This is a genomic window from Tardibacter chloracetimidivorans (assembly GCF_001890385.1).
GTDB lineage: Bacteria > Pseudomonadota > Alphaproteobacteria > Sphingomonadales > Sphingomonadaceae > Tardibacter > Tardibacter chloracetimidivorans.
In genome coordinates, this window is record NZ_CP018221.1 from 305,578 (window position 1) to 329,634 (window position 24,057).

19 protein-coding genes are annotated in these 24,057 nt (G+C 64.9%); 6 read left to right on the forward strand and 13 right to left on the reverse strand.

Features of this window, described 5'->3' with window-relative positions; genetic code table 11:
* The first annotated feature begins 1 nt into the window (after position 1).
* Together BSL82_RS01655 and lexA are read left to right on the forward strand one after the other, a co-directional pair.
* Complete coding sequence (locus tag BSL82_RS01655; RefSeq protein ID WP_072595740.1) at positions 2-1,186, forward strand: molybdopterin molybdotransferase MoeA; 1,185 nt, start codon at positions 2-4, stop codon at positions 1,184-1,186.
* 61 nt (positions 1,187-1,247) lie between these two features.
* Positions 1,248-1,919 (forward strand): transcriptional repressor LexA, encoded by a 672-nt coding sequence (gene lexA, locus BSL82_RS01660; protein WP_072595741.1) that lies wholly within the window; start codon positions 1,248-1,250, stop codon positions 1,917-1,919.
* On the opposite strand, the gene BSL82_RS01665 is transcribed toward lexA, so the two are convergent.
* Positions 1,913-4,048 carry a ComEC/Rec2 family competence protein gene (locus BSL82_RS01665; RefSeq protein ID WP_162274363.1) on the reverse strand — a complete coding sequence of 712 codons (2,136 nt, stop codon included), beginning with the start codon at positions 4,046-4,048 and terminating at the stop codon, positions 1,913-1,915. The genes lexA and BSL82_RS01665 overlap by 7 nt on opposite strands.
* Before the next feature lie 58 nt (positions 4,049-4,106).
* Between BSL82_RS01665 and gltX the strand changes: the two genes are divergently transcribed.
* Together gltX and BSL82_RS01675 are read left to right on the forward strand one after the other, a co-directional pair.
* On the forward strand, positions 4,107-5,528 hold the full coding sequence (gltX, locus tag BSL82_RS01670) for a glutamate--tRNA ligase (RefSeq protein WP_072595742.1): 1,422 nt from the start codon (positions 4,107-4,109) through the stop codon (positions 5,526-5,528).
* A 41-nt stretch (positions 5,529-5,569) separates the two neighbouring features.
* Positions 5,570-6,856 (forward strand): citrate synthase, encoded by a 1,287-nt coding sequence (locus BSL82_RS01675; protein ID WP_072595743.1) that lies wholly within the window; start codon positions 5,570-5,572, stop codon positions 6,854-6,856.
* A gap of 7 nt (positions 6,857-6,863) precedes the next feature.
* Here the strand turns inward: BSL82_RS01675 and BSL82_RS01680 are convergent, their stop codons facing one another.
* The 6 genes from BSL82_RS01680 to BSL82_RS01705 form a co-directional block, all read right to left on the reverse strand.
* Positions 6,864-8,267: a sensor histidine kinase gene (locus tag BSL82_RS01680; RefSeq protein ID WP_072595744.1), complete on the reverse strand. Its 1,404-nt coding sequence runs from the start codon at positions 8,265-8,267 to the stop codon at positions 6,864-6,866.
* Positions 8,267-9,403 carry a DUF2336 domain-containing protein gene (locus tag BSL82_RS01685; protein ID WP_072595745.1) on the reverse strand — a complete coding sequence of 379 codons (1,137 nt, stop codon included), beginning with the start codon at positions 9,401-9,403 and terminating at the stop codon, positions 8,267-8,269. The genes BSL82_RS01680 and BSL82_RS01685 overlap by 1 nt, the downstream gene beginning before the upstream one ends.
* A gap of 107 nt (positions 9,404-9,510) precedes the next feature.
* The gene (locus BSL82_RS01690; protein ID WP_072595746.1) at positions 9,511-10,968 is read right to left on the reverse strand and encodes a capsule assembly Wzi family protein; all 1,458 of its coding nucleotides are present in this window, start codon (positions 10,966-10,968) and stop codon (positions 9,511-9,513) included.
* A gap of 13 nt (positions 10,969-10,981) precedes the next feature.
* On the reverse strand, positions 10,982-11,725 hold the full coding sequence (locus tag BSL82_RS01695) for a phosphocholine cytidylyltransferase family protein (protein WP_072595747.1): 744 nt from the start codon (positions 11,723-11,725) through the stop codon (positions 10,982-10,984).
* Complete coding sequence (locus tag BSL82_RS01700) at positions 11,722-12,819, reverse strand: inositol-3-phosphate synthase (protein WP_072595748.1); 1,098 nt, start codon at positions 12,817-12,819, stop codon at positions 11,722-11,724. Before BSL82_RS01700 ends, BSL82_RS01695 begins: the two co-directional genes overlap by 4 nt.
* Positions 12,820-12,862: 43 nt before the next feature.
* Positions 12,863-14,215, reverse strand: a complete 1,353-nt coding sequence (locus tag BSL82_RS01705; protein ID WP_072595749.1) for a CDP-alcohol phosphatidyltransferase family protein — start codon at positions 14,213-14,215, stop codon at positions 12,863-12,865.
* 84 nt (positions 14,216-14,299) lie between these two features.
* Here BSL82_RS01705 and BSL82_RS01710 point away from each other — a divergent pair, with 84 nt between their 5' ends.
* Both BSL82_RS01710 and BSL82_RS01715 read left to right on the forward strand, forming a co-directional pair.
* Positions 14,300-15,142 carry a CDP-alcohol phosphatidyltransferase family protein gene (locus BSL82_RS01710; RefSeq protein WP_158010605.1) on the forward strand — a complete coding sequence of 281 codons (843 nt, stop codon included), beginning with the start codon at positions 14,300-14,302 and terminating at the stop codon, positions 15,140-15,142.
* A 152-nt stretch (positions 15,143-15,294) separates the two neighbouring features.
* Positions 15,295-17,553, forward strand: a complete 2,259-nt coding sequence (locus tag BSL82_RS01715; protein WP_072595750.1) for a coiled-coil domain-containing protein — start codon at positions 15,295-15,297, stop codon at positions 17,551-17,553.
* 25 nt (positions 17,554-17,578) lie between these two features.
* Here the strand turns inward: BSL82_RS01715 and BSL82_RS01720 are convergent, their stop codons facing one another.
* From BSL82_RS01720 to BSL82_RS01745, 6 genes are read right to left on the reverse strand one after another with little or no spacing between them, the layout of a single operon-like run.
* Positions 17,579-17,863, reverse strand: a complete 285-nt coding sequence (locus tag BSL82_RS01720) for a DUF1467 family protein (RefSeq protein ID WP_072595751.1) — start codon at positions 17,861-17,863, stop codon at positions 17,579-17,581.
* A gap of 6 nt (positions 17,864-17,869) precedes the next feature.
* Entirely contained in the window at positions 17,870-19,516 is a 1,647-nt protein-coding gene (locus tag BSL82_RS01725; protein WP_072595752.1) for a ribonuclease J, read from the reverse strand.
* A gap of 13 nt (positions 19,517-19,529) precedes the next feature.
* Positions 19,530-20,312 carry a type III pantothenate kinase gene (locus BSL82_RS01730; protein ID WP_072595753.1) on the reverse strand — a complete coding sequence of 261 codons (783 nt, stop codon included), beginning with the start codon at positions 20,310-20,312 and terminating at the stop codon, positions 19,530-19,532.
* A gap of 32 nt (positions 20,313-20,344) precedes the next feature.
* A complete protein-coding gene (locus BSL82_RS01735; RefSeq protein WP_072595754.1) occupies positions 20,345-21,064 on the reverse strand; it encodes a biotin--[acetyl-CoA-carboxylase] ligase in 720 nt (239 codons plus the stop codon).
* The gene (gene nuoN, locus BSL82_RS01740) at positions 21,061-22,497 is read right to left on the reverse strand and encodes an NADH-quinone oxidoreductase subunit NuoN (protein ID WP_072595755.1); all 1,437 of its coding nucleotides are present in this window, start codon (positions 22,495-22,497) and stop codon (positions 21,061-21,063) included. Before nuoN ends, BSL82_RS01735 begins: the two co-directional genes overlap by 4 nt.
* Positions 22,497-24,053, reverse strand: coding sequence for an NADH-quinone oxidoreductase subunit M (locus BSL82_RS01745; protein WP_072595756.1), 1,557 nt, complete (start codon positions 24,051-24,053; stop codon positions 22,497-22,499). The genes nuoN and BSL82_RS01745 overlap by 1 nt, the downstream gene beginning before the upstream one ends.
* Positions 24,054-24,057: the final 4 nt, after the last annotated feature.

The window sequence follows — 24,057 nt, forward strand, 5'->3', positions numbered from 1 at the left end:
CATGGCCGGGCTGCTTCCTCTGGACGAAGCCCAGGCGAGACTGCTTGCGCTGGCTGAGGCTTTGCCGATTGAAACCATCGCGGTGGCCGAGGCTGGCGGACGCTGGGCAGCAAGCGACATCATCGCCCGCCGGTCGCAACCCGCCGCCGACTTGTCGGCGATGGACGGCTATGCGGTGCGTCACATGGATTTGCCGGGGCCATTCAGGATCATCGGCGAAAGCGCTGCAGGGAAAGGGTTTCCTGGATCGCCAGGTGCGGCTGAGGCCGTTCGTATCTTTACCGGTGCGGCAGTTCCTGAAGGCGCCGACACCGTCATCATGCAGGAAAATTGCGCGCGTGAGGGCGACACGCTGCGGTTGACGGCACAGCCGCCCGCCCCCGGTCGCGACATCCGCGTCCGTGGCAGCGATTTCAGCGAGCACGCGCTGCTCGTCGCCAGAGGAGCGCGGATGACGCCCGCAGCGATCGCACTGGCCATCATGGGCGGGCATGGCACGGTCCCGGTACACCGGCGCGCCCGCATAGCCCTGATTTCCACCGGGGACGAGCTGGCCGCGCCCGGCGCTGTGACCGGCCCGCATCAGATACCGGCATCCAACGGGCCGATGCTGGCCGCAATGCTCCGCTCAACGGGCTGCGATGTCGACGACATGGGCGTCGTCGGCGACGATCTGGACTCGATCAAGGGCGCGGTCGATGCTGCCCGACGCCATGACGTCATCCTTACAATTGGCGGCGCTTCGGTGGGCGACCATGATCTTGTAAAGCCTGCATTTCTGGCGTGCAGGGCCACGCTCGATTTCATCAAGGTGGCGTTGAAGCCCGGCAAGCCGCTGATGGCGGGCAGGCTGGCCAACGCGCTGGTGCTGGGCCTGCCGGGCAATCCCGTATCGGCCTATGTCACCTGCTTCCTCTTTGCGCTTCCGCTTGTCCGCAAGCTCATGGGCGCAGCCACCCCCCTGGCTCCGGTCCTGCCCCTCCCGCTCGGCGCTGCAATGCCGGCTGTCGGTAACCGCACCGAGTTCATTCGCGGAAAGATCGAGGACGGCCGCGCCCTTCCGTTCCGCAATCAGGACAGCGCCGCGCTGGCGCTGCTCGCCGAGGCGGCCATCCTCATCCGGCGCAATGCAGGCGCGCAAGCCGTCCCGGCGGGCACGATCGTGGACACGCTGCGGCTGGATTGACAAGCGGACAAAGGTTGCCTAAACGTTCCCTGTACGTTCCTTAATTGCAGGGGCATGACAGATGCTGACACGCAAACAGCATGAGTTGCTGAGCTTCATCAACGAACGGTTGAGCACGTCGGGCATTTCCCCCTCTTTCGAGGAAATGAAGGAAGCGCTTGATCTGAAATCGAAATCCGGCGTGCACCGGCTGATCAGCGCGCTGGAGGAGCGCGGCTTCATTCGCCGCCTGCCCAACCGGGCGCGAGCGCTTGAAGTGATGAAGATGCCGGAGCCTTCGGCCGTCAAGGGCGAAGCGAAGGCGGATAATATCATCCGCCCCGATTTCACTCGTGCGACGAAGATCGCAAATGATGTCGTTGAAATCCCACTGCACGGACGGATCGCGGCAGGTCTCCCGATAGAGGCGCTGGAGGGGCAGAGCAGCCTTTCCGTTCCCGCCGCCCTGCTCGGCAGCGGCGAGCATTATGCGCTGGAGGTTTCGGGCGACTCCATGGTGGAGGCCGGCATATTGGACGGGGATTACGCGCTTGTCCGGCGCACCGATGTTGCGCGTGACGGCGAGATCGTCGTCGCGCTGATCGACGACGAGGAAGCCACGCTCAAATACTTCCGGCGGGAAGGCTCGATGATCCGCCTCGATCCGGCCAATCGCAATCATGAGCCGCAGCGTTATCCGCCGATGCGGATTCGCATTCAGGGCAAGCTCGCCGGGCTGCTGCGCCGCTACTGAGGCTGGCGACCGATGCGGCGGTGCGCCCAGGGGTGGCGGCCGTTCTCTTCGGCGACGCTCCTGACGACTCCGGTCGAGGTATCGATCGCCAGCCCGCCGGTTCGTTGAAGCAACGTCCGATCCGCCTTCAGCCAGCGAGGCGCGCACCAATATGGCAGCCTGCGGTCGCTCACGACGATATCGGCATCGGCGCAGGCCGGTTCGAAACGACGGCGGTCGATGAAGACGCTGCTGCGGGTGGCGAGCAGGCGCAGACGGCGGCCATGCTTCCATATGTCCGCCACGCACGAATCCCTGCCGCAGCGGGCGAACCGGCTGTCCTGAAGCGGCATGATGTCGGGAGCTGCGGTTACGCCCGACATCAGATCACGCACATAATCGCCCGTTCGGGTGCGCAGCAGGTGGACCTTTCCGTTTGCGACGACGCCGACGTGCCGCCCGACGCCGGTGATGAGAATATCCGGCACGGGCGAAACCCAGGCCCACATGGCGCCAGCCATGAACGGAACCACACCAGCGAGCCGTGTCCATCCGCGCCACAGCACCAGCCATAGCCCGCCTGCCACCATCAGCCCGAACGCCGCCTGTGGCATCGCCGGGGCGAGCGTCACTCCGCCGGGAAGCGTGGCGGTCCATTCGGCCAGCGCGATCAAGAGCGACAGCGTCCATTTGACGAGCAGCCACACCGGGCCGGCGAGCCCGAGCGGATCGAGCAGCAACGCAACCGCCTCCAGCGGCATGATGACAAAGGTGGTGAGCGGAATGGCGATGATGTTGGCGAACGCGCCATAAGCGCCCATTCGGTTGAAGTGATAGAGACCGATCGGCGCGAGCGCCGCCTCGACGACAATGCCGGTCAGCAGCAGCCCTGCAAGCAGCCGAAGGAACGCCGCCCACCATGGCTCCTCGCGCCGCATCAGCCGCTCGCGCACCCAGGGAACCTCGTGCAGAGCGACAATGGCGGTGACGGCGGCGAAGGATAGCTGGAAGCTCGCGCCGATCAGCGCCTCGGGCAGGATCAGCAGGATCATGAAAGCGCCCGCCGCCACCAGCCGGAGCGTGATTGCCTCCCGTCCCAGGGCAAGCCCCAGCAGCACCAGCAGCGCTGCTATGCAGGAACGCACGGTCGGCACCTCCCCGCCCGCAAGCAGGCTGTAGCCGACGCCCGCCCCCGCGGCCGCGATTGCGCCGATCAACGACAGATGCCAGTGCGTCGCGGCGTGCATCGAAAGCGCAAGCAATCTCCGCGTGGCGATCATGACGAAGCCGACCACCGCCGTCACATGGAGGCCGGAGATCGACAGCAAATGGGTAAGGCCCGAATCGCGCAGCGCCTGCGCGACATCGTCGGGAACGCCGCCCTGATCGCCGGTCACAAATGAGGCGGCGACCCCCCCTTCCGCGTCGCCCACGCTGATCTGAACATGCGCGGTCAGCCGCCCCCGAACGCGATCGAGCCACGCCCAGAAGCCGCCGCTGGGTGGCGAAAGCGTCCGTGGCTCGCCGAACCCACGCCCGGTGGCGCCGATGCCCTTGAACCACGCAAGCCGCGCGAACTCATAACCGCCCGGCACTGACGCGGGCGCGGGCGGCATCAACCGGGCGCGAAGGCTGATCCGCGCGCCGGACTGAACCGCTGCCGCATCGCTGTCGGGAAAGGAGACGCGGACCCTGAGGCCGGGATGCTCGCCCTCATCGACCAGCGTGATCCGCGTCACGCCTCGCCCGACAAGCCGCTCGACACGTTCCACCTTGCCCGTGACGGATGTGGTAACCGGCCTATCGAGCCGGGGCGCGGCCACCCGCTCCGCCCGCATCCAGACCAGGGCGAGGCCGATGGCGGCGACGAGGCCGAACCACAGGGCGAGCCTTCCCACCCTGCCGCCAAGCGCCGATCCACCTGCCGCGATTGCGCCAAACGCCCCCAGAGCCGCGATCCACAGCCCAGGCGAAGGCAGGACGAACCATAGTGCAACGCCAAGCCCGAGCGAGACCGGAAGCCACAGCGCGAACTGCGGTGCCTGCTCCGTCAGCCAGCCATCGGCAAGGCTCCGCGCACGCTGCCAAAGCGCACGCGCACCAACCGTCGAAAAGCCGGTTTGTGCCCATCTGGACGCTATGCTAGACACCCGCCGCCTTACCCCCGCCGCTTCCTTAACAGGCCGGTGATAGCTGGAGAAAGCCTGCGTGTCCGCAAGCGCGAAGAATAATGGAATCGTGACCCGGTTCGCTCCCTCGCCCACTGGTTTCCTGCACATCGGCGGCGTGCGGACGGCGCTGTTCAACCTGCTGTTCGCCCGGCATCATGGCGGCGAATTCAAGCTGCGGATCGAGGATACCGACCGCGCGCGCTCGACGGATGCAGCCATTGCCGCCATTCTTGACGGGATGCGCTGGCTGAACCTCGATTGGGACGGCGAGACCGTCTATCAGTTCGCCCGCCAAGCCCGTCATTCCGAAGTCGCCCATCAGCTTCTGGCCGGCGGCCATGCCTATAAATGCTTTGCCACTCCGCAGGAGCTTGAGGAGATGCGCGCCGCCCAGCGCGCCGCCAGGCAGCCGATGCGATATGACGGCCGCTGGCGCGACCGCGATCCTTCCGAAGCCGGTCCGGACGCGCCCTTCGTCATCCGCCTCAAGGCCCCGCACGAGGGCGAGACGGTGATAGAAGACAAGGTGCAGGGCCGCGTCACCGTGCAGAACAGCGAACTCGACGACATGGTCCTGCTGCGTTCGGACGGCACGCCCACCTATATGCTGGCGGTGGTGGTCGACGATCACGATATGGGCGTCAGCCATGTGATCCGTGGCGACGATCATCTGAACAACGCCTTCCGACAGCTTCAACTCATCCGCGCCCTGGGCTGGGCGGAGCCGGTCTATGCGCACATCCCGCTGATCCATGGAGCCGACGGGGCAAAGCTGTCCAAGCGCCATGGGGCATTGGGGGTAGAGGCCTATCGCGACGAGTTGGGCATCCTCCCCGAAGCGCTGGAGAATTATCTGCTCCGCCTTGGCTGGGGACATGGCGACGACGAGATCATCAGCCGCGCCCAGGCCATAGAATGGTTCACGCTGGAGGCGGTCGGACGTGCGCCGGCGCGCTTTGACGCCAAAAAGCTGGAGAGCGTGAATGCGCATTATATCCGCGCTGCGGACGACGCGCGCCTGGCGGCGCTTGTCGCTCCCCGCATCGCCGCGCTGCTTGATCGTCCGCTAACCGATTCGGACCGGCAGCTTCTGCTTCGCAGCATCCCGGAGTTGAAGCCAAGAGCAAAGGATTTGAATGAGTTAGCCGAGAGCGCGCTCTACCTCTTTCGCATTCGCCCCTTAAATCTCGACGAGGGGGCTCAGAAGTTGCTAGAGGGCGATGGACGCAGACTGCTGGCCCAGGCCCGCAATGCTCTTGGCGAGCTTCCCGAATGGACCGCGGAGCGACTGGATTCGGCAGTGCGTGGCGCGGCGGAGGCGGCCGGCACGGGATTGGGCAAGGTCGCGCAGCCGTTGCGTGCCGCGCTGACCGGCCAAAGCAAATCGCCCGGTATCTTCGATGTGCTCCTCCAGCTGGGGCGCGAGGAAAGCCTGGGCAGGATGGACGATCAACTTTAGGCCCGTTATGGGCCGGTGCATTATTCAAGGAGGGTAGGTGTATGGCGGACAAGACTGTGGCGCTGAAGATCGGCGACAGCGAAAAGAGCTACCCTGTTCTATCCGGCTCGGTCGGGCCGGACGTCATCGACATCCGCAAGCTCTACGGCGAAACCGGCGCGTTCACCTATGATCCGGGCTTCACCTCCACGGCCAGCTGCGAATCCAAGATCACCTATATCGACGGCGACGAGGGCGTGCTGCTCCATCGCGGCTATCCGATCGGCCAGCTGGCCGAACAGTCCAGCTTCATGGAAGTGGCCTATCTGCTGCTGCGCGGGGAACTGCCGAGCAAGACCGAACTGGACAGCTTCATCCACACCATCACGCGCCACACCATGGTGCATGAGCAGCTTGCCATGTTCTATCGCGGTTTCCGCCGCGACGCGCACCCCATGGCGATCATGTGCGGCGTGGTGGGCGCGCTGTCCGCCTTCTACCATGATTCCACCGACATCGACGATCCGGTGCAGCGGATGATCGCCAGCCACCGGCTGATCGCGAAGATGCCCACGATCGCGGCGATGGCGTATAAATATTCCGTCGGTCAGCCGTTCCTCTATCCGGACAACAGCCTCAGCTATACCGGCAATTTCCTGCGGATGACCTTTGGCGTTCCGGCGGAGGAATATGTCGTCGACCCCGTGGTCGAAAAGGCGATGGACCGGATCTTCATCCTTCATGCCGACCATGAGCAGAACGCATCCACGTCGACCGTCCGTCTCGCCAGCTCATCGGGCGCGAACCCGTTTGCCTGCATCGCCGCTGGCATCGCATGTCTGTGGGGCCCCGCGCATGGCGGCGCGAACGAGGCTGCGCTCAACATGCTGCGGGAAATCGGCACGCCCGACCGGATTCCGGAATATGTCGCCCGCGCCAAGGATAAGGACGATCCGTTCCGCCTGATGGGCTTTGGCCACCGGGTCTACAAGAACTATGATCCCCGCGCCACGGTGATGCAGAAGACGGCCGCCGAAGTGCTCGAAAAGCTGGGCGTGAAGGACCCGGTTTTCGACGTCGCGCGCGAGCTGGAGCACATGGCGCTCAACGACCCCTATTTCATCGACAAGAAGCTCTATCCGAACGTCGATTTCTATTCGGGCATCATCCTGTCGGCGATCGGCTTCCCGACCACCATGTTCACCGTGCTGTTCGCGCTGGCCCGCACCGTGGGCTGGGTCGCGCAGTGGAACGAGATGATCGAGGACCCGGCGCAGAAGATCGGCCGCCCGCGTCAGCTCTACACCGGCCATACGCAGCGGGACTATGTGCCCGTCGACAAGCGCTAGAAACGGCTCAGGCGCGCGGCAACCTCAGGGTGAACCGCGCGCCGCTTTCGGGCGATTCCGTCACCAGAATGTCGCCCCCCAACGCGCGGGCGAGCGCGCGGGAAATGTAGAGCCCCAGCCCGCTGCCTTCCGCATTCTGGCGGAGCCGCTCGAACTTGGTGAAAACCCGCTCCCGGTCGGCTTCGGCCACGCCGCCGCCCTGATCGTCGACCGATATTCTCGCCTCACCTTCCCCCACCTCCAGAGCCAGCCGGACAGGACCGGCGTCGCCCGCAAACTTCACCGCGTTCTGGATGAGGTTGATGAGTATCTGGAGCGCGCGGCCGCGATCGGCCCTTACGATCACCGACACCGGGGGTGAGCGCCATATGATGCTGGAGCCGCTTGCAGCCGCGCGTTGGGAAACGATCGCCCGCGCCTCTTCCGCCAGGGTCGTCAGATCGACATTCTCGATCAGCAATGAAACCGTGCCGGACTCGATCGCTGCGACATCGAAAACATCGTCGATCAACGTCCGCAGATGGCGCGCGGCGGTCGTAATGTCACCCGCATAGTCCGTATATACGCTTTTCAGATGGCCGAAGCTTTGGGAGCGGATCGCCTCGGCCTGCCGCGTGATCTTCTCCAGCGGTGCGCGAAGCACGTCCGTCATGGGGAACGCGCCGTCGGGTTCGGCCTCGCCCTCTGCCATGGGTGACGGCGCCGCTCGTGTTTTCGAAGCGGCCGGCGGGGCGACAGGGCGCTCCACCTCCACGGCGGTGCCGCGAAAGCCCGCCAGCTCCTCCCCGTCAAAAACGGGCCGGGCGTTCAGCCGATAGAAGCGGGCTGGCGCATGGTCCTTTACCTCGACGATGCGATTGCTGAACCACTCGGCCGGGTCTGCCGATGACCGGAAATCCGTATCTCCGTCCGCCGTGGCGGGAAAAGGCCACAACAGCGCCGCCATGGGCCTTCCGACAAGGATCGCCGCAGGCTGGCCGAACACCGCAGTCACCGTTTCCGACAGCGAGGTGAAACACAGGCTGGCGTCCGCTTCCCACAGCCAATCGGCCGAAGCGCGCAGAAAATCCTGCTCCCGGACCGCACCCTCAAGCGCATGTTCCATCGCTCCGCCGGTGCCGTTCCAGTCGAACAGCTGCAGATCGGCCTCTTCGCCGTCGGGAATCACGCGCGCCCAATAGGTGACGTTGTTCGGCCCGTCCGCCAGAAGCACCGGCGCGCTCAGGGGCATGGAAAGTGCCACCGCGCGGCGGATCAGCGACGGCAGGCCGGGCAGCGCGATCGGATCCCCCTCCCCGCCTCCACAGCGGCGATGCAGGGCGAGCAGCTCCGGCGTGACCGTGACGGCCCGTCCATCGGCGTGGAAACGGCCCGAATATATGGCAGGGGCTTCGATCGTCGCGGTGGCCATCAGTTCGCCCCCGCCGCAACTTCGTCAATTGCCGTCCGATATTGCCGGTCAAGCCGCCAGAGCTGGAGAACGGAACGGGCGCCGGCAATCTCCATCCGGTCGAACGCTTCCATCGCGATCACCAGCGCCTCTGGCGGTTGCGGATGCGTGCCGTCGCGCAGCCGCTGCATCAGCATCAATATCGAAGCCGCCATGTCGCGCGGCATGTCGATGGCGCGGAGCAACACCACCATGGAATCGACGCCCGGATCGGAAACGATCGCCCAGCTGGTGGCGAAATCTATTTTGGCGCGAACCGCGAGTCCGGCGACGAACAGGCTGATGCGCGACTGGCGGAGCGACGCGCGGATGAAATCGTCGGTCAGATCGTCCAGTTCGTGCAGTCGCTCGGCCAGCCGCATGGCCCGTTCTTCAAGCTTGTTGTCGATCTCATGGGCGGCGATGCCGCGACGGGCGGCGGACTGGATGAGGGCGTCGATCTTGCCCGGGTCGATCTCGAACCGCTTCAGAATATAATCGCGCAGCGCCGCCGAGACCCACCAGTACATGCGATAGGCAAGCTCCGGCGGCAGGTCGGCACGGGAGAGCAGCGGTTCCTGAAAGCGGTCGAAACGCTTGCTTTCGGCGACCAGCATCTCCATCGCCCGGCGCGATAGCGTGGCGTCGGGATTGCGGATCAGCGCCTCGATCACATCCGGTCCCGCCTTTTCGACCAGCGCCTCGGCCACGGCGGCGGACACGTCGTTGCGAAGCGCAATCGCCATGCGGTGCTCTTCCGCCCGGCGCAGCACAACGTCGATCAGGTCCTGGTCCTGAAGCACCTTGCTTCGTTCCAGCACCGCCTGGGCGACCTCGATCTCGTCATTGGCGAGCACGGACTGAAGCTCGGGCAGCGGGTCCGGCCCGCGCAGCAACGCCTCGACCAGATACTGCCGAACCTCGATCTCAAGCGATCCGATGAGCTTGCGAAGCACATCGGTCATCATCGCGCGCTGGTGATCGGACAGGCGATGGCGCTCGGGAAGGAACAGATCGACGATCGCATTGGTCAGTTCTGTCTTGGCCGCGCGCGAACGGTCGGCCGCCAGATCCAGCAGCCGGTCGACATTCACCGTATCGCCCAGTTTCTTCGCCATTCACCCGTCGAAATTGTCCAACGAGGCAAATGTTTACTCGCAATTGCGTTAAAGCGAGCCTAACCCTGAAGGGTAGATACCAATGGCCCGGTGCGCCCTCTCAAGAGCTAGAAGCGGGTGCGCCAGCTTGCCTCGAAATCGATGGCGTTGGGTGAACGCCCCGGCGTGCCTGGCAAGTCGTTCATATAGCGGCCTTCCAGTCGCAGATCGCCGAATTGCGTTGGCACCATGACGCCAAGCGTGCCGATGCTGATATTCTCGGGATTGGCCGAAAGCCGGTGATCCGCGCGCGCGGTGATGTTGAGCTTCGCCTTGCGGAACGACCCGTAATAGCGCCGGTTGGCGGTGTCGGTGACTGCCGCGTCAAAGCTCAGCAGTTCCGAGTCGGTGTCGACCGAATTTCCGATCGGCTGGTCGCGGTAGGTGAAGCCGTCGAAATAGATGAAGTTGCGATAGACGATGCCCGGTTTGCGATCGCCGGTCGTCAGTTCCCATGCATAGGTGTCGGTCCATTCGCCGCCCAGTTCCCAGCTTGCGCCGCCGCCGCCCAGCGGGCCGGAGAATTTCGCACCCGCCATGCGCGCGAACTTGTCGATGATGATGTTGTCCTCATCCTCCGCCTCCATCTCGCCATAAAGGCGCGCAGTGACGGGGCCGATGCGGGTGGTGTAGCTCAGGTCGAACCCGGCGATCTGGTTGCCCGGCTCGTTCGGGGTGCCCGTGTTGTCGGCATTACCGAACCCGGTCAGCGCCTTGCCGATGGTGTTGAACCCGCAAGGCCGGTTATCGCCGCACAGCTGAAGCGCACGGTTGAGACCGATTTCGAGGCCCGGCGCGGGCGCGAAATCAAAGCGCATTGCGATCACCTTAGCATTGTCGAAATCGCGCCGGTTGCCAAGGTCGCCCACGAACATGTCGAACCGCCACGGCCCGAGCCAGCGCAGCACCGGAAAGTCGATGGGATGCGCCGCCAGCCGCTTGAAACCGATCTTGGGGAATGGCCGGGCCGAGGTGGAGAAAAGCAGCGAACCGCTGTTGCCCGGCCCCCACCAATGCTCCACGAACCCGCCATAGACCGCCCAGTTGCCCAGCTTGTAGGCGGCGTAGGTCTGGTCCAGATGCCAGTCGTTCCCAAGCTGATGTCGCCGATAGCCGCCGCCCAGGCTGATGTAGAGGTTGCCGAGCTGCTGGGTCACGCGCAGTTCGCCGTCAAAATCCTCGCGCGCGCCTGCGCCGAAGTCGCGAATCAGCGCCGGACGGTCGGTATAGGTCACGGTCGCTTCGCCGCCATTCGGCTGGTCGGCAAGTTCGGCGACGCGCTGCAGCCTTTGCGCGGCGGCGCGCAGATCAGGCGGAAGCTGTGCGTCGTCCGCCGCGCGGGCGAGGTCGGACATGACGGCCCAGGGCAAGGGCCAGGCATTGGTCGGGCCGTTGATGATCCGCGCGGCCTTCAACCGCTCCACATCCTCGCGCACCTGGACGTCGCCGGGCTCGATCCACGGACCTGCCAGAGCGGGCGCGGAAACAGACAGCATGGCGGCCGCCATCAACAAGGACCAACGCATCTAAACCCCCTTTTTAACCGGCTTTTCTCAGTACGGCATGACCCTGGCCGGCCTGATCCTGACCTGAAAGCCACGCAGCGGCCTGCGCCATCGCCCGTGGATCGTCAACGTCGATCCAGTCAAGATCGCTGCAATCGACCGTTTCCGCGCGGCGATATTCCGCAAGAACGTCAACCGCCATGCTGATGGACGGCGATTCCAGACGCTCCAGCACGTCGAAGAACGGCGTCGTCACTGCGAAAACGCCGGTGTCATAAGCATTATGCGGCTCGATACCCTTGCCGATCGCGACGATGCGCGTGCCGTCCGTCTCCACGCAGGTGACGTCGTCCGGGTCGATCCACGGATGCCCGAGGCGGCGGTCGACACCAAGGCGCAGCCCCTGCCCCGCCCCCGCTTCCGCCATGCGCCGGTAGAGCGCCGGATCGACCAGATGGTCGCACATGGCGAGCAGCGCGGGCTGGCCGCCCACAAGAGCGCTCGCGGCACGGGCGGACACGCCGTTCGGCAAGCGCCAGTCGGGCGTCCGGACCGTTTCGACCGGGAGGGGCGTGTTCCGCCCCGCCAGATGCGCCTCGACGTCATCCGCCCTATAGCCGGTCACCACGATCGCGCGGCCAAGCCCCGCCTGGGCCAGCCCTTTCAGCGCATGGTCCAGCAGGGCCACGCCGCCCACCGGGCAAAGTGGCTTGGAAGGGCCTGCCTCCCGAAGCCGGCTTCCCTCTCCGGCCGCCAGCAGGATCGCAGTCCGGATCACGCGGCGGCGTCGGCGATGAACGCTTCGACCGCGTTGAACGCCTTGTCGTCGGGCATTTGTTCAGGCGGATGCTTGCAGAAATAGGCGGCGGGCGCGAGGATCGGTCCGCCAAGGCCCCGGTCGCGGGCAATCTTGGCGCAGCGGATCATATCGATCGCCACTCCGGCAGAATTGGGGCTGTCTTCCACCGACAGGCGAAGTTCCAGGTTCAGCGGCACGCCGCCGAACATACGGCCTTCCATTCGCAGGAAGCAGACCTTGTTGTCGTTCTGCCATGCGACATAGTCGGATGGGCCGACATGGATATTCTCGTCCTCCAGCCGCTGTTCGGCGACCGATTGCACGGCCTCCGTCTTTGACTTTTTCTTCGACGCCAGCCGCTTGCGGTTGGTCATGTTGAGGAAGTCGGTGTTGCCGCCGGTGTTGAGCTGATAGGTCCGGTCCAGACGCACGCCGCGCTTGTTGAACAGGTCGGTCAGCACCCGGTGGACGATCGTCGCGCCAAGCTGCGCCTTGATGTCGTCGCCGATGATCGGAACGCCGGCCTCGGTGAAACGCTTCGCCCATACCGGATCGCTGGCGATGAAGACGGGGATGTTGTTCACGAATGCGACGCCAGCCTCCAGCGCGCATTCCGCGTAAAACTCGGTCGCTTCCTGGCTTCCGACCGGCAGATAGTTCATCAGAACCTCGGCCCCGCTTTCCCTCAGCACGCGCACGACCTCCGCCCTGTCGGGTTCCGGAGCGTCCGCGACGTCGAACGTGCGGTCGATCGGATAATCCTCCATATGGTCGGCCACGCCATCAAGGATGCGGCCCATCAGCACGGTGGTTCCGGTGGGCGGAACATGGTCGCAAAACACAGTCGTGCAGTTCGGACGGGCGAAAATCGCCTCGGACACGTCCTTGCCGACCTTGCGCCTGTCGACGTCCCACGCCGCGACGATATCGATATCGCGCGGCCGGTATCCGGCCATATCCCAGTGGATGAGGCCGATAGCTTCGTTTGCCCCGCCATTGGAATAGTGCGCGACGCCCTGAACGAGCGAACTGGCACAGTTGCCGACACCGACGATTGCTACCTTTATTCCCATGAACCGATTTCCATTCACCACACGTCAGACCGTGACACGCTTTTTAGTTAACGGGTCGTTCCTGCTTTGGCAGGAACGCGTATCTGGACTTCCTGAAATTTTCCGCGACAGGCGGCAGGTGCTCTAGCGCATAGCTGCGCATAGTGGAAAAGAAGAATCCCTGCGCAATAAAAAATGTCACGGCGCTGTAAACGGCGATTGCAATAAAGCCCGATTCCCACGCGCCGAACACGGCGAAGGGAACGAGCAGCCAAAAGAAGGTGTTCCGCCTTCCGGCGACCAGCCGGACACGGCGCTGCCAGACGCCCGCATCGTCGAGCTGACGCCCGGTATAACGGTTGAAGAACTCGCCCTGCACGGCTTCGGCAAGCGCAAAGGCGATGGTGATCCCGGCAAGCACCCACGGCCCGTAATGGCCCGCCGTGCTGGATAAATAGCCGCCAAGCGCGATGAAGGCCCCATATTCGACGATCTTGTCGGCGACATGCTCCAGATCCCCCCAGCGCGAATATTGCAGCCGCGTGCGCGCCAGCTTTCCGTCCACGCCATCCAGCGGACCAAGGAACAGCATCAGGAGCAGCCCTGTCCAGAGCCAGCCCGTCGCAAATGCGGCAATCGAGGCAAAACCCACGACCGCCGTTATCAGCGTAACCATATTGGGCGTGATCGGCGTCGGCAGCAAAAGCCGGACCATCATGTTCTCGATGGGCGGATGGATGAAGCGCGCCGGCCAGTCCAGGCAGCCCTTCTGCGCCTGTGCGAGCAGCGCATCGCCGCACGCCGCCGACTCTGCCCGGTTGCGCGGCATCTCAAGCACCAGCGGCACTTCGCGCCGGCGGTTGGGCACGTAAAGGGGAACGTCGTCCCAGGGCATGCGCGCAGCCCCCGACTGCACGGCGGTGCGCAGCAGCGTGGATTGCAGGTCCCAATCGCCGAAGCGGCGCGACACCTCTCGAACCATCGTTCCGGGAAGCAGCGCCAGGCCCGCCCAGCGGGCGGTTGCATCAATCCGCTCGAACCCCTCGTCGCCGTCATCCTCGCGCACCATCAGCACCGGTGCGCCCGATTCCTCGACCAGCCGCGTCAGCAGCCGGTCGTCGCAGACCAGCCCTTCGGCGAACACCACGACCATGCAGTCAGGCTGGATCAGATCTCCCGCCTCTGCGACGTTGCGTGCGATTTCGGGATTGATCCCCTCGCCGCGAAGCCGGGCGAGCGCAGAATTCAGCTCGGGCGAGGCGCGGTCGGCGCAGATCACGAGATGTTCAGCGCCTGCGCGCGCGGCGAGGCGCGCCTGCCGTTCCACCACGGTCCATCCGGCAAGCGGAAGGAGCCCGGCGGGGGTCCGATTTTCCGGCATTTCATGATGTGCGAACAGAAGCGCCGTCAGCGGCAACGCCGCCTCCTTGCCCAGATGGAAAGAATGAGCGACTTCCTAGTCGCCTCTGATGAGGATTGCCAAGCATTGACTTGATCTGTCATGGCCCGCGGGGAAGAAAAAGCGGTGATGATGACTGCACTGGCATCCGATGGCTCCCGCGATCCCGCGATCGAGTCCGTCAGCAATCTGTGGCTTATCCACCCGCTCTCGCGCGCAGGGCTGGGCTGGGCGCTGAGGCGTGGCGTTTCTGCCAATATGGTGTCGATCGCGGGGTTGCTGCTGGGGATTGCCTCCGCCCTCGCCTATTTTCACTGGCAAAACCCGCTCTGGGCTGCGGCAGGCCTGCTGCTTTCGCTCGGCTGGCTGGTGGCGGACGGCCTCGACGGGATGATCGCCCGCGCCACCGGCACCAGCAGCGCTGCGGGCCGGGTGCTGGACGGCATATGCGACCACGGCGTGTTCATCTGCATCTATGTCTCGCTGGCGTTTTCGCTGGGCTTTGCCTCATGGGCCTGGCTCGCCGCCGTCGCGGGCTTGTTCCACGCAATTCAGTCAAGCCTCTATGAAAGCGAGCGGGCGCGCTATCACCGGCGGATCAGGGCGGGCGTCGGGGCTCCCGACCGTATCAAACCGCAAGTCACCGGAGTGGGCCTTTACGACAAGGTCTTTCACGCGCTGGACCGCTGGGCCGCCCCTTTCGACAGGCGAATGGCCGCCAGCGCCGATCCTCCGGGGCTTGCCCGTCATTACCGCGAAGCGGCGCGGCCGCCGATGAAGCTGATGTCGCTGTTAAGCTCCAATGCGCGGGCGTTCACCGTCTTTCTGGCGGCCGTCGCGGGCGATCCGCGCCTGTTCTGGTGGTTCCAGATCGGGCCGCTGACCCTGGTCGCTATCCTCGCGATTTTCTGGCACAGATGGGCCGAAAATCGGGTTCGCGACTGAAATCTTGCGTGGAACCGCATGATAATTCGGCCAAATGGGCTGGAATGTCGCACCAATGATGGTAAACATTCTATATGAGCGGGGCTGGAAAACAAGCACTCGGGCGCAACGCGCAAGGCAGCGCACCCGTCGACATTCATAGCCTGAGGGAGATGGATGCGGATGATTACAACTCCGGCTATGGGCGAAGCACCCTTCATTTGCCGCCGCCACGGTCGTTGACCGGCACCATATTGAAGCTTGGCGCGGTGGCCGGCTTTCTGTGGCTGGCGCTGGCCACGGCGGCGCTCTACCTGCTGAATTTCGACAGCCCGGCAAGCCGCCTTGACCTGGTCGAATGGGCGGCCGTCATCGCTGCCGTCTGCGGGCCGCTGGCGCTGATCGGTGTTGCTGTGATGGTGGGGCTCAGGATCGACGCGGCGCGCGGCGCATTGCTTGTCGGCCATGCCCAGGCGCTGTTCGACAACGCCAGTTCCTCCATGCATGCCGAGATCGACAGCCTGCGCACCGCGCTTGCCACCATGCACAATGAAATTGCGGGACGCCGGGCAGAGGTGGATCAGCAGGCGCAGAAGCTTCTGGCCGCAGGCGACGGCTTTTCGCAACAGATGAGCCAGACCACGGGCCATCTTTCCGGCGAGACGGACAGGCTGCTGAAAGTGGCCGAGGCGCTGGATCAGAGCGCCGCCCAGGCCAAGGCCGACATGGGCGTCGTCATTGCCGATCTTCCCCGGGTGGAGACGCTGGCTCGCTCGGTCGGCGAAACCATTCGGACGCTGGGAAGCGAGGCGCGCACCCAGGCCGGCGATCTGGAAGTCGGATTGAGCCGGCTTGCTCAGGAATCAAGTGCGGCACAGGAAGCGTCGGCGATCGCGACGCAGCGCATCACCACGCAGGTGACGCAGATCGAGCTGGCCACCGAACGGACCGGCAACCAGATCGAAACGCTGACCGCCCGGCTGAACGAGAATGTCGACAGTGCACTCGTCCGCACCGCCGAGGCCGTGGAAGCAACGCGCAACAGCGTCAATCTGCAGTCCGAAGCAATGCTTGGCGCGGTGGAATCGGCAAGGCTCACCCTGGCGGAGATCGGCGACGAGGCGTCGCGGAAGCTGGCGGGGAATGTCGAGCAGCTTTCCGTCCAGTTCGCCGGACTTGAGCGGCTTGTCGACGAACAGGACAGCCGCGTCCGGACGATGATCTCCCATCTGAGCACCGGGCTGGCCGAGGTGGAGGCCCAGGTTGCGGCGCTGGGCGACGCGGGCGTCGTGCAGACCGAACAACTCGGCGTGTCGGTCTCGCAGCTGAAGGAGGCGCTGAACAGCATCTCGCAGCCGCTATCCGAAAGCGATACCGGAACCAGTCGCCTGATCGAGCGCATAGGCCAGATGCGGACGACGCTTGGGGAGGTGAACGAGATCGCGAACGGCAGTCTTCCGCAGAATCTGGTCGCCGCCAATGATGTGGCCGCACAGACGCGCGCGGCGCTTGCCGACGCGCAGGCCGAGATTGCCGAGGTCGACGCAAGGCTCATGCAGTTGCGCAGCGCCGCCGACGCGATGCGGGACGTCTCCCGCGACAGCCTCGGCGTGCTCGACAGCGGCGTCGCTGGCGCGGCGGAGCGACTGGCCGCGCTCACGGCCGGGCTGGAGGAGAGCCGCAGCCGCCTGACCGCGATAGAAAGCGAATCCGAGGATGTCGGCTTCAAGGCGGCGTCGACGCTGATCGAGGCGATCGGCCGCGCCCGCGAGGCTGCCAGCCAGGCTGCCGATCACGCGCGCGCTGTGTTCGCTGGCGTCGCCGAAGAGGCGCAGGCTGCCTTCGCGCGCTCGAACGAGGAAAGCCTGAAGTCCGTGCTTGATGAAGCGGTCGTGTCGCGGCTCGCCGACCTCAAGACCGCGAGCGAGGAAGCTGTGGCGGCGGCGCAGGGCGCGGCCGAGCGGCTAGCGCGGCAGATGCTGACGATCGCCGACACCACCGCCAGCGTCGAGGCGCGCATCGCCGAGGTGAACACGCAGGTCGAAGAACAGAACAAGGAGGAGTTTTCCCGCCGTTCCGCCCTGCTCATCGAATCGCTCAATTCCACCGCGATCGACATCGCCAAGATCATGTCGAACGAGGTGACGGACACGACTTGGGCCGCCTATCTGAAGGGCGATCGCAGCGTCTTCGCGCGGCGCGCCGTCCGCCTGCTGGACAGCGGCGAAGCCAAGGCCATCCTGCGGCATTATGAGGAAGAGCCCGAGTTCCGCGACCAGGTGAACCGCTATATCCACGATTTCGAGGCGGTGATCCGCCGCGTCCTGGCCGAGCGTGACGGCGGCCCCATGGCGGTGGCGATGCTTTCTTCCGACGTGGGCAAGCTTTATGTGGCGCTCGCCCAGGCGATCGAGCGGCTGCGGGCGAACTGACAGCTCCCCTTGCCGATCGGCATGGTCAATCGGCCGTGTTGAACCCTGCCGGCTCGGGAACCGGAAATGTGCCGAGCGTCACCCAGCCGTAGACGTAATTGGCGTAGAACACCGCGAACAGCGCGCTCGCCAGCAGCGTCGTCCACACGACCTTGCGTTTCAGATCGTGCCGATGGGGTGCGCTGTCCGCATGGCCCTTGCCGCGCTCTTCCCCCATCTCCTCGCTGGTTTTCACCCCGATCGGCAGGATGACGAACAGCGACAGCGTCCAGAACAGCGCGTAGATGGCGAGGATGGAGGTGAGCTTCATCGGCGGTCAGTCCAGCCTGACGATGCTGACTTCCATGATCGGCTTCTTGCCGGTCCATGCGGTGGCGGTGCGGCGGGCGGCAAGGCGCAACGCCTCGCGGAACCTGTCGTCGCTCTTGTCGCCATCGGATTTGACGGTAGCGGCGAGTTTCTCGCGCACTTCCTCAAGAAAGGCGTCCCGATCCTCCTCCACGGGGACGCCTTGCGCCGTCACCACGGGGGCGGCCGCCAGTTTGCCGTTGCGGCCAAGCACGACCGTGACCGCCATATAGCCGTGCACGGAAATGCGGCGGCGGGCGTTGATCGTCGCACCATCGGCGGGCAGGATGACGTCGCCGTCCAGCACCAGTCGACCCACCTTCTCATGGCTGATCACCTGGGGAGCGCCTGGCGCGAGACGGATCACGGAACCGTTCTTCGGCACCACCGTTTCCGGGACGCCCTGCGCCAGCGCAAGACGGGCATGTTCCACCATATGCCGCATCTCGCCATGCACCGGCACGACGATATGCGGCTTCAGCCAGCCGTACATGGCGGCAAGCTCCGGACGGCCCGGATGGCCCGACACATGGATCAGGGCCTGGCGGTCCGTCACCATCTGCACGCCCGCCTCGGCCAGCTGGTTCTGGATGCGCCCGATGGCGATTTCATTGCCCGGTATCTGCTTTGACGAAAAGACGACCGTATCGCCCGCCGTCAGCTTGATCGGATGGTTGTTGCCCGCAATCCGGCCAAGCGCGGCCATCGGCTCCCCCTGCCCGCCGGTCGCGATGATCATCACCTGATCGCGCGGCAGGTTCATCGCCGTGTCGAAGTCGATCGTTTCGGGAAAGTCGGTGAGGTAGCCGACGCTTTTTGCCGCCTTCGTGATCCGCTCCAGCGAACGACCGGCGATCGCAAGCTCGCGACCGGTGTCGCGGGCGACCTGGCCCAGCGTGTGAAGGCGGGCCGCGTTCGACGCAAAGGTGGTCACCACCACCCGGCCCGGCGCATCCGCGATGATCTGGTCCAGATCGGCGCGCACATCGCTCTCCGATCCGGACGCCTCGGGATTGAAGACGTTGGTGGAGTCGCCGATCACCGCAAGCACGCCTTCCGCGCCGATGGCGGTCAACTCCGCGGCGGTGGAGGGGGAGCCGAGCACCGGATCCTCGTCCAGCTTCCAGTCACCGGTGTGGAACACCTTGCCGAAGGGCGTGTCGATCAACAGCGCATTGCCCTCCGGAATCGAATGGGCAAGCGCGACATAGCGGCACGAGAACGGCCCCAGGTTCACAGTCCCGCCAAGCTCGATGATGTTCAGCTTCACCCGGTTGGCGATGCCCTCTTCCTCCAGCTTGGACCGGATGAGAGAGGCCGTGAAGGGCGTGGCGTAAAGCGGCACATCGCCCAGATCCTCCACCAGATAGGGAATCGCGCCGATGTGATCTTCATGGCCATGGGTCAGCACCACGCCCAGCAGGTCGTTGCGCCGTTCCTCTATGAAGGCGAGATCGGGCAAAACCAGATCGATGCCCGGCACGGTCGGATCACCGAATGTAAGGCCCAGATCCACCATCAGCCACTTGCCGCGACAACCGTATAGATTGACGTTCATTCCGATCTCGCCCGACCCGCCGAGCGGCAGGAAGATCAGCTCGTCACCAGGAACCATGATTTGCAAACTCTTAGCTGGAGGTATTGCGCCGATGGATCAGCGCCAGCCCCTTGATTGTGAGATCGCCATCGACATGATCGAAGATGGCGGTGTGCTTTTCGAACAGAAGCGCGAGGCCTCCGGTGGCGACGACCTTGGCGGGCCGCCCCACTTCCGCGCGGATGCGGCCGATCAGCCCTTCGATCAGGCCGATATAGCCCCAATAGACGCCGCTGTGCATCGCGTCCACCGTGGTGCGGCCGATCACCGGCTGGCCCTGTTCCGGCGCTTCTATGACGATCTTCGGCAACCGGGCGGCGGCCGCCGCCAGCGCATCGAGCGACAGGTTGATTCCCGGCGCGATGATTCCACCCTTATAGGCCCCTGCGAAATCGACCACGTCGAATGTCGTCGCCGTGCCGAAATCGACGACCACCAGATCGCCGCCATAGAGATGGTGCGCGGCAAGCGCGTTGACGATGCGGTCCGCGCCCACTTCCTCCGGCGCGGGCAGATCGATCCGCATGCCCAGGTCGACGCCGGGCGTGCCAACGATGACGGGCTGCTGCCCGAAATATTTGCTGGCCAGCACCTCCAGATTGTGGAGCGCGCGCGGCACCACCGTCGCGATCACTACGGCGTCGATGACGCTCCGGTCCAGCCCGGCGATTTCAAGCAGCTGGAACAGCCAGACGGCATATTCGTCGCCGGTGCGGCGCGGGTCGGTCGCGATCCGCCAGCGCTGGCGGATCTCGTCGCCTTCAACCAGCGCGAAGACGACATTGGTGTTTCCGGCATCAATCGCGAGCAGCATCGGCCCTGTCCCTCATGATCGCCTCGCCCGCGTTAGAGCTGGAAGACATCGCCTGCATGGATGACACGAACCGAACCGTCCGTCATCCGCAGCAGCAACGCCCCATCGGCATCCAGGCCATCATAGCGCCCCTGACAGTCTTCGCCATTGGCCAAACGGGCGGCGAGCAGCGTGCCCGGCGCGTGCGCCCGCGCCATCCAGGCTTCGCGCACGGTGGCAAAGCCCTGCGACCGCCAGCCGGCGACTTCCTTTTCCCAGCACTCCGCCAGCGCCTGCATCAGGGAGTCCGGGGATGGCGCTGCGATCCCGGCGGCGGAAAGTGATATAGCCGGGCGTTCGACATTCCCCGGATGATGCGCGAGATTGACGCCGAAACCCGCGATCACCGCGTCGCCTTCCCGCTCCAGCAGAATGCCGCTCAGCTTCGCGCCGTCCATCAGCAGGTCGTTGGGCCATTTGAGCGATAGCCTTGCCGACGCGACCCAGGCGGAAAGCGCCCGGTGAAGGGCAAGTGCCGCGACGAAGCCAAGCTCCTGGGCTGGCGGATCGTCTTCGCGCAAGCGGATGAGCGTGCTTGCATAAAGATTGCCCGGCTCCGACACCCAGGTCCGCCCCCTGCGTCCGCGCCCTCCCGTCTGCCGGTCCGCGCGGACCCATTGCCCTTCGGGAGCACCCTGGCGGGCAGCGTCGGCCAGCCAGTCGTTGGTCGAGCCAAGCTCGGCAAAGGCCCGAAAGCGCGTGTCCCCGGTCAGAACAGCGCCCTCGCCGCGTTGGCGGTCGCCGCCGACAGAAGCGGGATCGCCAGATAACCCAGCGGGGAGACGAACAGCCCAGTTGCCGCCACCATCGCCATGTTGATGCGGCTGTCTGCCGGTCCATAGGCTTCGGCGGGCTCGTCGAAGTACATCGTCTTCACCACCTTCAGATAATAGAAGGCGCCGATGACCGAGGCGGCGATGCCGATCACCGCCAGCGGCACAAGATCGGCCGCGACGGCTGCGTTGAAGACAAGGAACTTCGGCCAGAAGCCGAACAGCGGCGGGATACCGGCCAGCGAGAACATGAACACCGCCAGCGCCGCCGCCAGCCCCGGCCGCGTGCGCGACAGGCCGGAAAGCGAGGCGATCGTCTCCACCGGCCGACCGTCGAGATCACGCATCTGGAGCACGCAGATGAACGATCCCATCGTCATAGCGACATAGACCGTCATGTAGAACAGCACGGCGGCCACACCCTCGGGCGAGGCGGCGGCAAGGCCGATCAGCGCGAAACCGATGTTGTTGATCGACGAATAGGCGAGCAGCCGCTTGATGCTGGACTGGCCGATCGCGCCCACCGCGCCAAGCACGATGGATGCAAGCGAGGAGAAGATCACGATCTGCCGCCAGTCGGCGACCGCACCGCCGAACGCCTCTACCGCGACGCGCACGAAAAGGCCCATCGCGGCCACCTTCGGCGCGGTGGCGAAGAAGGTCGCTACCGGGGTCGGCGCGCCCTCATAGACATCGGGCGTCCACATGTGGAACGGCACGGCCGAAATCTTGAACGCAAGACCCGCCAGCACAAAGGTGAGGCCGAACAGCACGCCCACCGAGCGTCCCTCGGCCGCGACTGCGGATGCGATGCCCTGGAAGGACGTCGTGCCGGTAAACCCATAGACCAGCGACACGCCGTAAAGCAGCACGCCCGACGCAAGCGCGCCGAGGACGAAATATTTGAGGCCCGCCTCGGACGAACGCACCTCGCCGCGATGGAAGGCGGCAAGCACATAGGCGGCAAGCGATTGCAGCTCCAGCCCGACATAGAGCGACAGCATGTCGCTGGCCGACACCATCATGCCCATGCCGGTCGCACCAAGCAGCAGCAGCACCGGATATTCAAAGCGCGCGGAGTGGCTGCGCTTCATATAGGGCAGCGCCAATATGGTCGCGGCCGCTGCCGACAGGAAGATCAGCGCCTTCAGAAAGGTGGAAAAGCCGTCGGCCACATAAAGCCCGTCATAGCCCACGCCCTCAGGCCCCAGCAGCGCCAGCCCCGCCGCTGCATAAAGGCCGACGCACAGCCAGCTCAGCAGCCCCAGCGAACGGTCGCCACGAAACGCGCCGATCAGCAGCAGGACGAGCGCGCCCACCGCCAGAATGGCTTCGGGCAGCGAAAGCGCGAGGGATTGGGTGAACGATTGCATCAGTGATGGGCCTCGGCTGATTGGGCGGCGGCAGGTGCGGGCTCACCGGCGGCGAGATGGGCGTCGCCCTCGGGCGCTGCGCCCTCGACACGTTCGACAAGGCTGGCGATCGACACCCGCATCGGCTTCAGGAAGCTTTCGGGGTAGACGCCCATCCACAGCACCACCGCCGCGATCGGCGCAAGCAGCCAGAGTTCGCGCGCCGACAGATCGGGCATCGCCGCGACATCGGGCTTGTCGAGCTTGCCATAGGCGATGCGGCGATAGAGGTAGAGCATATAGGCCGCGCCAAGGATGATGCCGGTGGTGGCCACAAACGCCACCCAGCTATGCGCCTCATAAGCACCCAGCAGCACCAGGAACTCGCCGACGAAGCCGCTGGTCCCCGGCAGGCCGACGGAGGCCATGGTGAACAGCAGAAACAGCAGCGCATAGCGCGGCATATTGTCGGAAAGGCCGCCATAGCGGGCGATCTCTCGGGTGTGCAGCCGGTCGTAGATCACGCCCACGCAAAGGAACAGCGCGCCCGACACCAGCCCGTGGCTGAGCATCACGATCATCGCGCCTTCGATGCCCTGGGTGTTGAAGGCGAACAGGCCGATGGTGACGAACGCCATGTGCGCGACGGACGAATAGGCAATCAGCTTCTTCATGTCGGTCTGCACGAGCGCGACGAGCGAGGTATAGACCACCGCGACCATCGACAGGCCATAGACCAGCCAGACGAGTTGCGCCGAGGCTTCCGGGAACATCGGCAGCGAAAAGCGGATGAAGCCATAGCCGCCCAGCTTCAGCAGCACGCCCGCCAGGATCACCGAGCCTGCGGTCGGCGCTTCGACATGCGCGTCGGGCAGCCAGGTATGGACCGGCCACATCGGCATCTTGACCGCGAACGATGCGAAGAACGCAAGCCACAGCCATGTCTGCGCGCCGACCGGGAAATCATGGCCCATCAGCGTCGGGATGTCGGTGGTGCCCGCCTGGTTCACCATCCACAGCATCGCGATCAGCATCAGCACCGAGCCGAGCAGCGTATAGAGGAAGAACTTGTAGCTGGCGTAGATGCGCCGCGCGCCGCCCCAGATGCCGATGATGAGATACATCGGGATGAGGCCGGCCTCGAAGAAGATGTAGAACAGGAAGAGATCCTGCGCCGCGAACACGCCCAGCATCAGCGTTTCCATCAGCAGGAAGGCGGCCATATATTCAGGCACGCGCCTCTCGATGGAGCGCCACGAGGCGAGGATGCAGATCGGCATCAGAAAAACGCTGAGCTGGATCAGCATCAGCGCAATGCCGTCTATCCCGAGCTTCCACGAGAACCAGGGCGCGAACAGCGGCACGTCTTCCTGAAACTGGAAGGCGGCGGTGCTGCTGTCGAAGTTGAGCCACAGCAGAATGCCCAGCGCAAAGTCGATCAGCGTCGCGCCAAGCGCGATCACCCGCGCATTCTGTGCACGGCCTGCTTCGCTGCCGGGTGCGAACAATATCCACAGCGCTGCGGCCAGCGGCACCGCAAGCAGGACGGAGAGGATCGGAAAGCCGAGCGCGTTCATATCT

Excerpts from the sequence above, each read along its gene's own strand:
- BSL82_RS01655 (WP_072595740.1), top strand. The coding sequence starts at position 2 with ATGGCCGGGCTGCTTCCTCTGGACGAAGCCCAGGCGAGACTGCTTGCG.
- lexA (WP_072595741.1), top strand. The coding sequence starts at position 1,248 with ATGCTGACACGCAAACAGCATGAGTTGCTGAGCTTCATCAACGAACGG.
- BSL82_RS01675 (WP_072595743.1), top strand. The coding sequence starts at position 5,570 with ATGGCGGACAAGACTGTGGCGCTGAAGATCGGCGACAGCGAAAAGAGC.
- BSL82_RS01680 (WP_072595744.1), bottom strand. The coding sequence starts at position 8,267 with ATGGCCACCGCGACGATCGAAGCCCCTGCCATATATTCGGGCCGTTTC.
- BSL82_RS01685 (WP_072595745.1), bottom strand. The coding sequence starts at position 9,403 with ATGGCGAAGAAACTGGGCGATACGGTGAATGTCGACCGGCTGCTGGAT.
- BSL82_RS01690 (WP_072595746.1), bottom strand. The coding sequence starts at position 10,968 with ATGCGTTGGTCCTTGTTGATGGCGGCCGCCATGCTGTCTGTTTCCGCG.
- BSL82_RS01700 (WP_072595748.1), bottom strand. The coding sequence starts at position 12,819 with ATGGGAATAAAGGTAGCAATCGTCGGTGTCGGCAACTGTGCCAGTTCG.
- BSL82_RS01710 (WP_158010605.1), top strand. The coding sequence starts at position 14,300 with ATGGCCCGCGGGGAAGAAAAAGCGGTGATGATGACTGCACTGGCATCC.
- BSL82_RS01715 (WP_072595750.1), top strand. The coding sequence starts at position 15,295 with ATGGATGCGGATGATTACAACTCCGGCTATGGGCGAAGCACCCTTCAT.
- BSL82_RS01720 (WP_072595751.1), bottom strand. The coding sequence starts at position 17,863 with ATGAAGCTCACCTCCATCCTCGCCATCTACGCGCTGTTCTGGACGCTG.
- BSL82_RS01725 (WP_072595752.1), bottom strand. The coding sequence starts at position 19,516 with ATGGTTCCTGGTGACGAGCTGATCTTCCTGCCGCTCGGCGGGTCGGGC.
- BSL82_RS01730 (WP_072595753.1), bottom strand. The coding sequence starts at position 20,312 with ATGCTGCTCGCGATTGATGCCGGAAACACCAATGTCGTCTTCGCGCTG.
- nuoN (WP_072595755.1), bottom strand. The coding sequence starts at position 22,497 with ATGCAATCGTTCACCCAATCCCTCGCGCTTTCGCTGCCCGAAGCCATT.
- BSL82_RS01745 (WP_072595756.1), bottom strand. The coding sequence starts at position 24,053 with ATGAACGCGCTCGGCTTTCCGATCCTCTCCGTCCTGCTTGCGGTGCCG.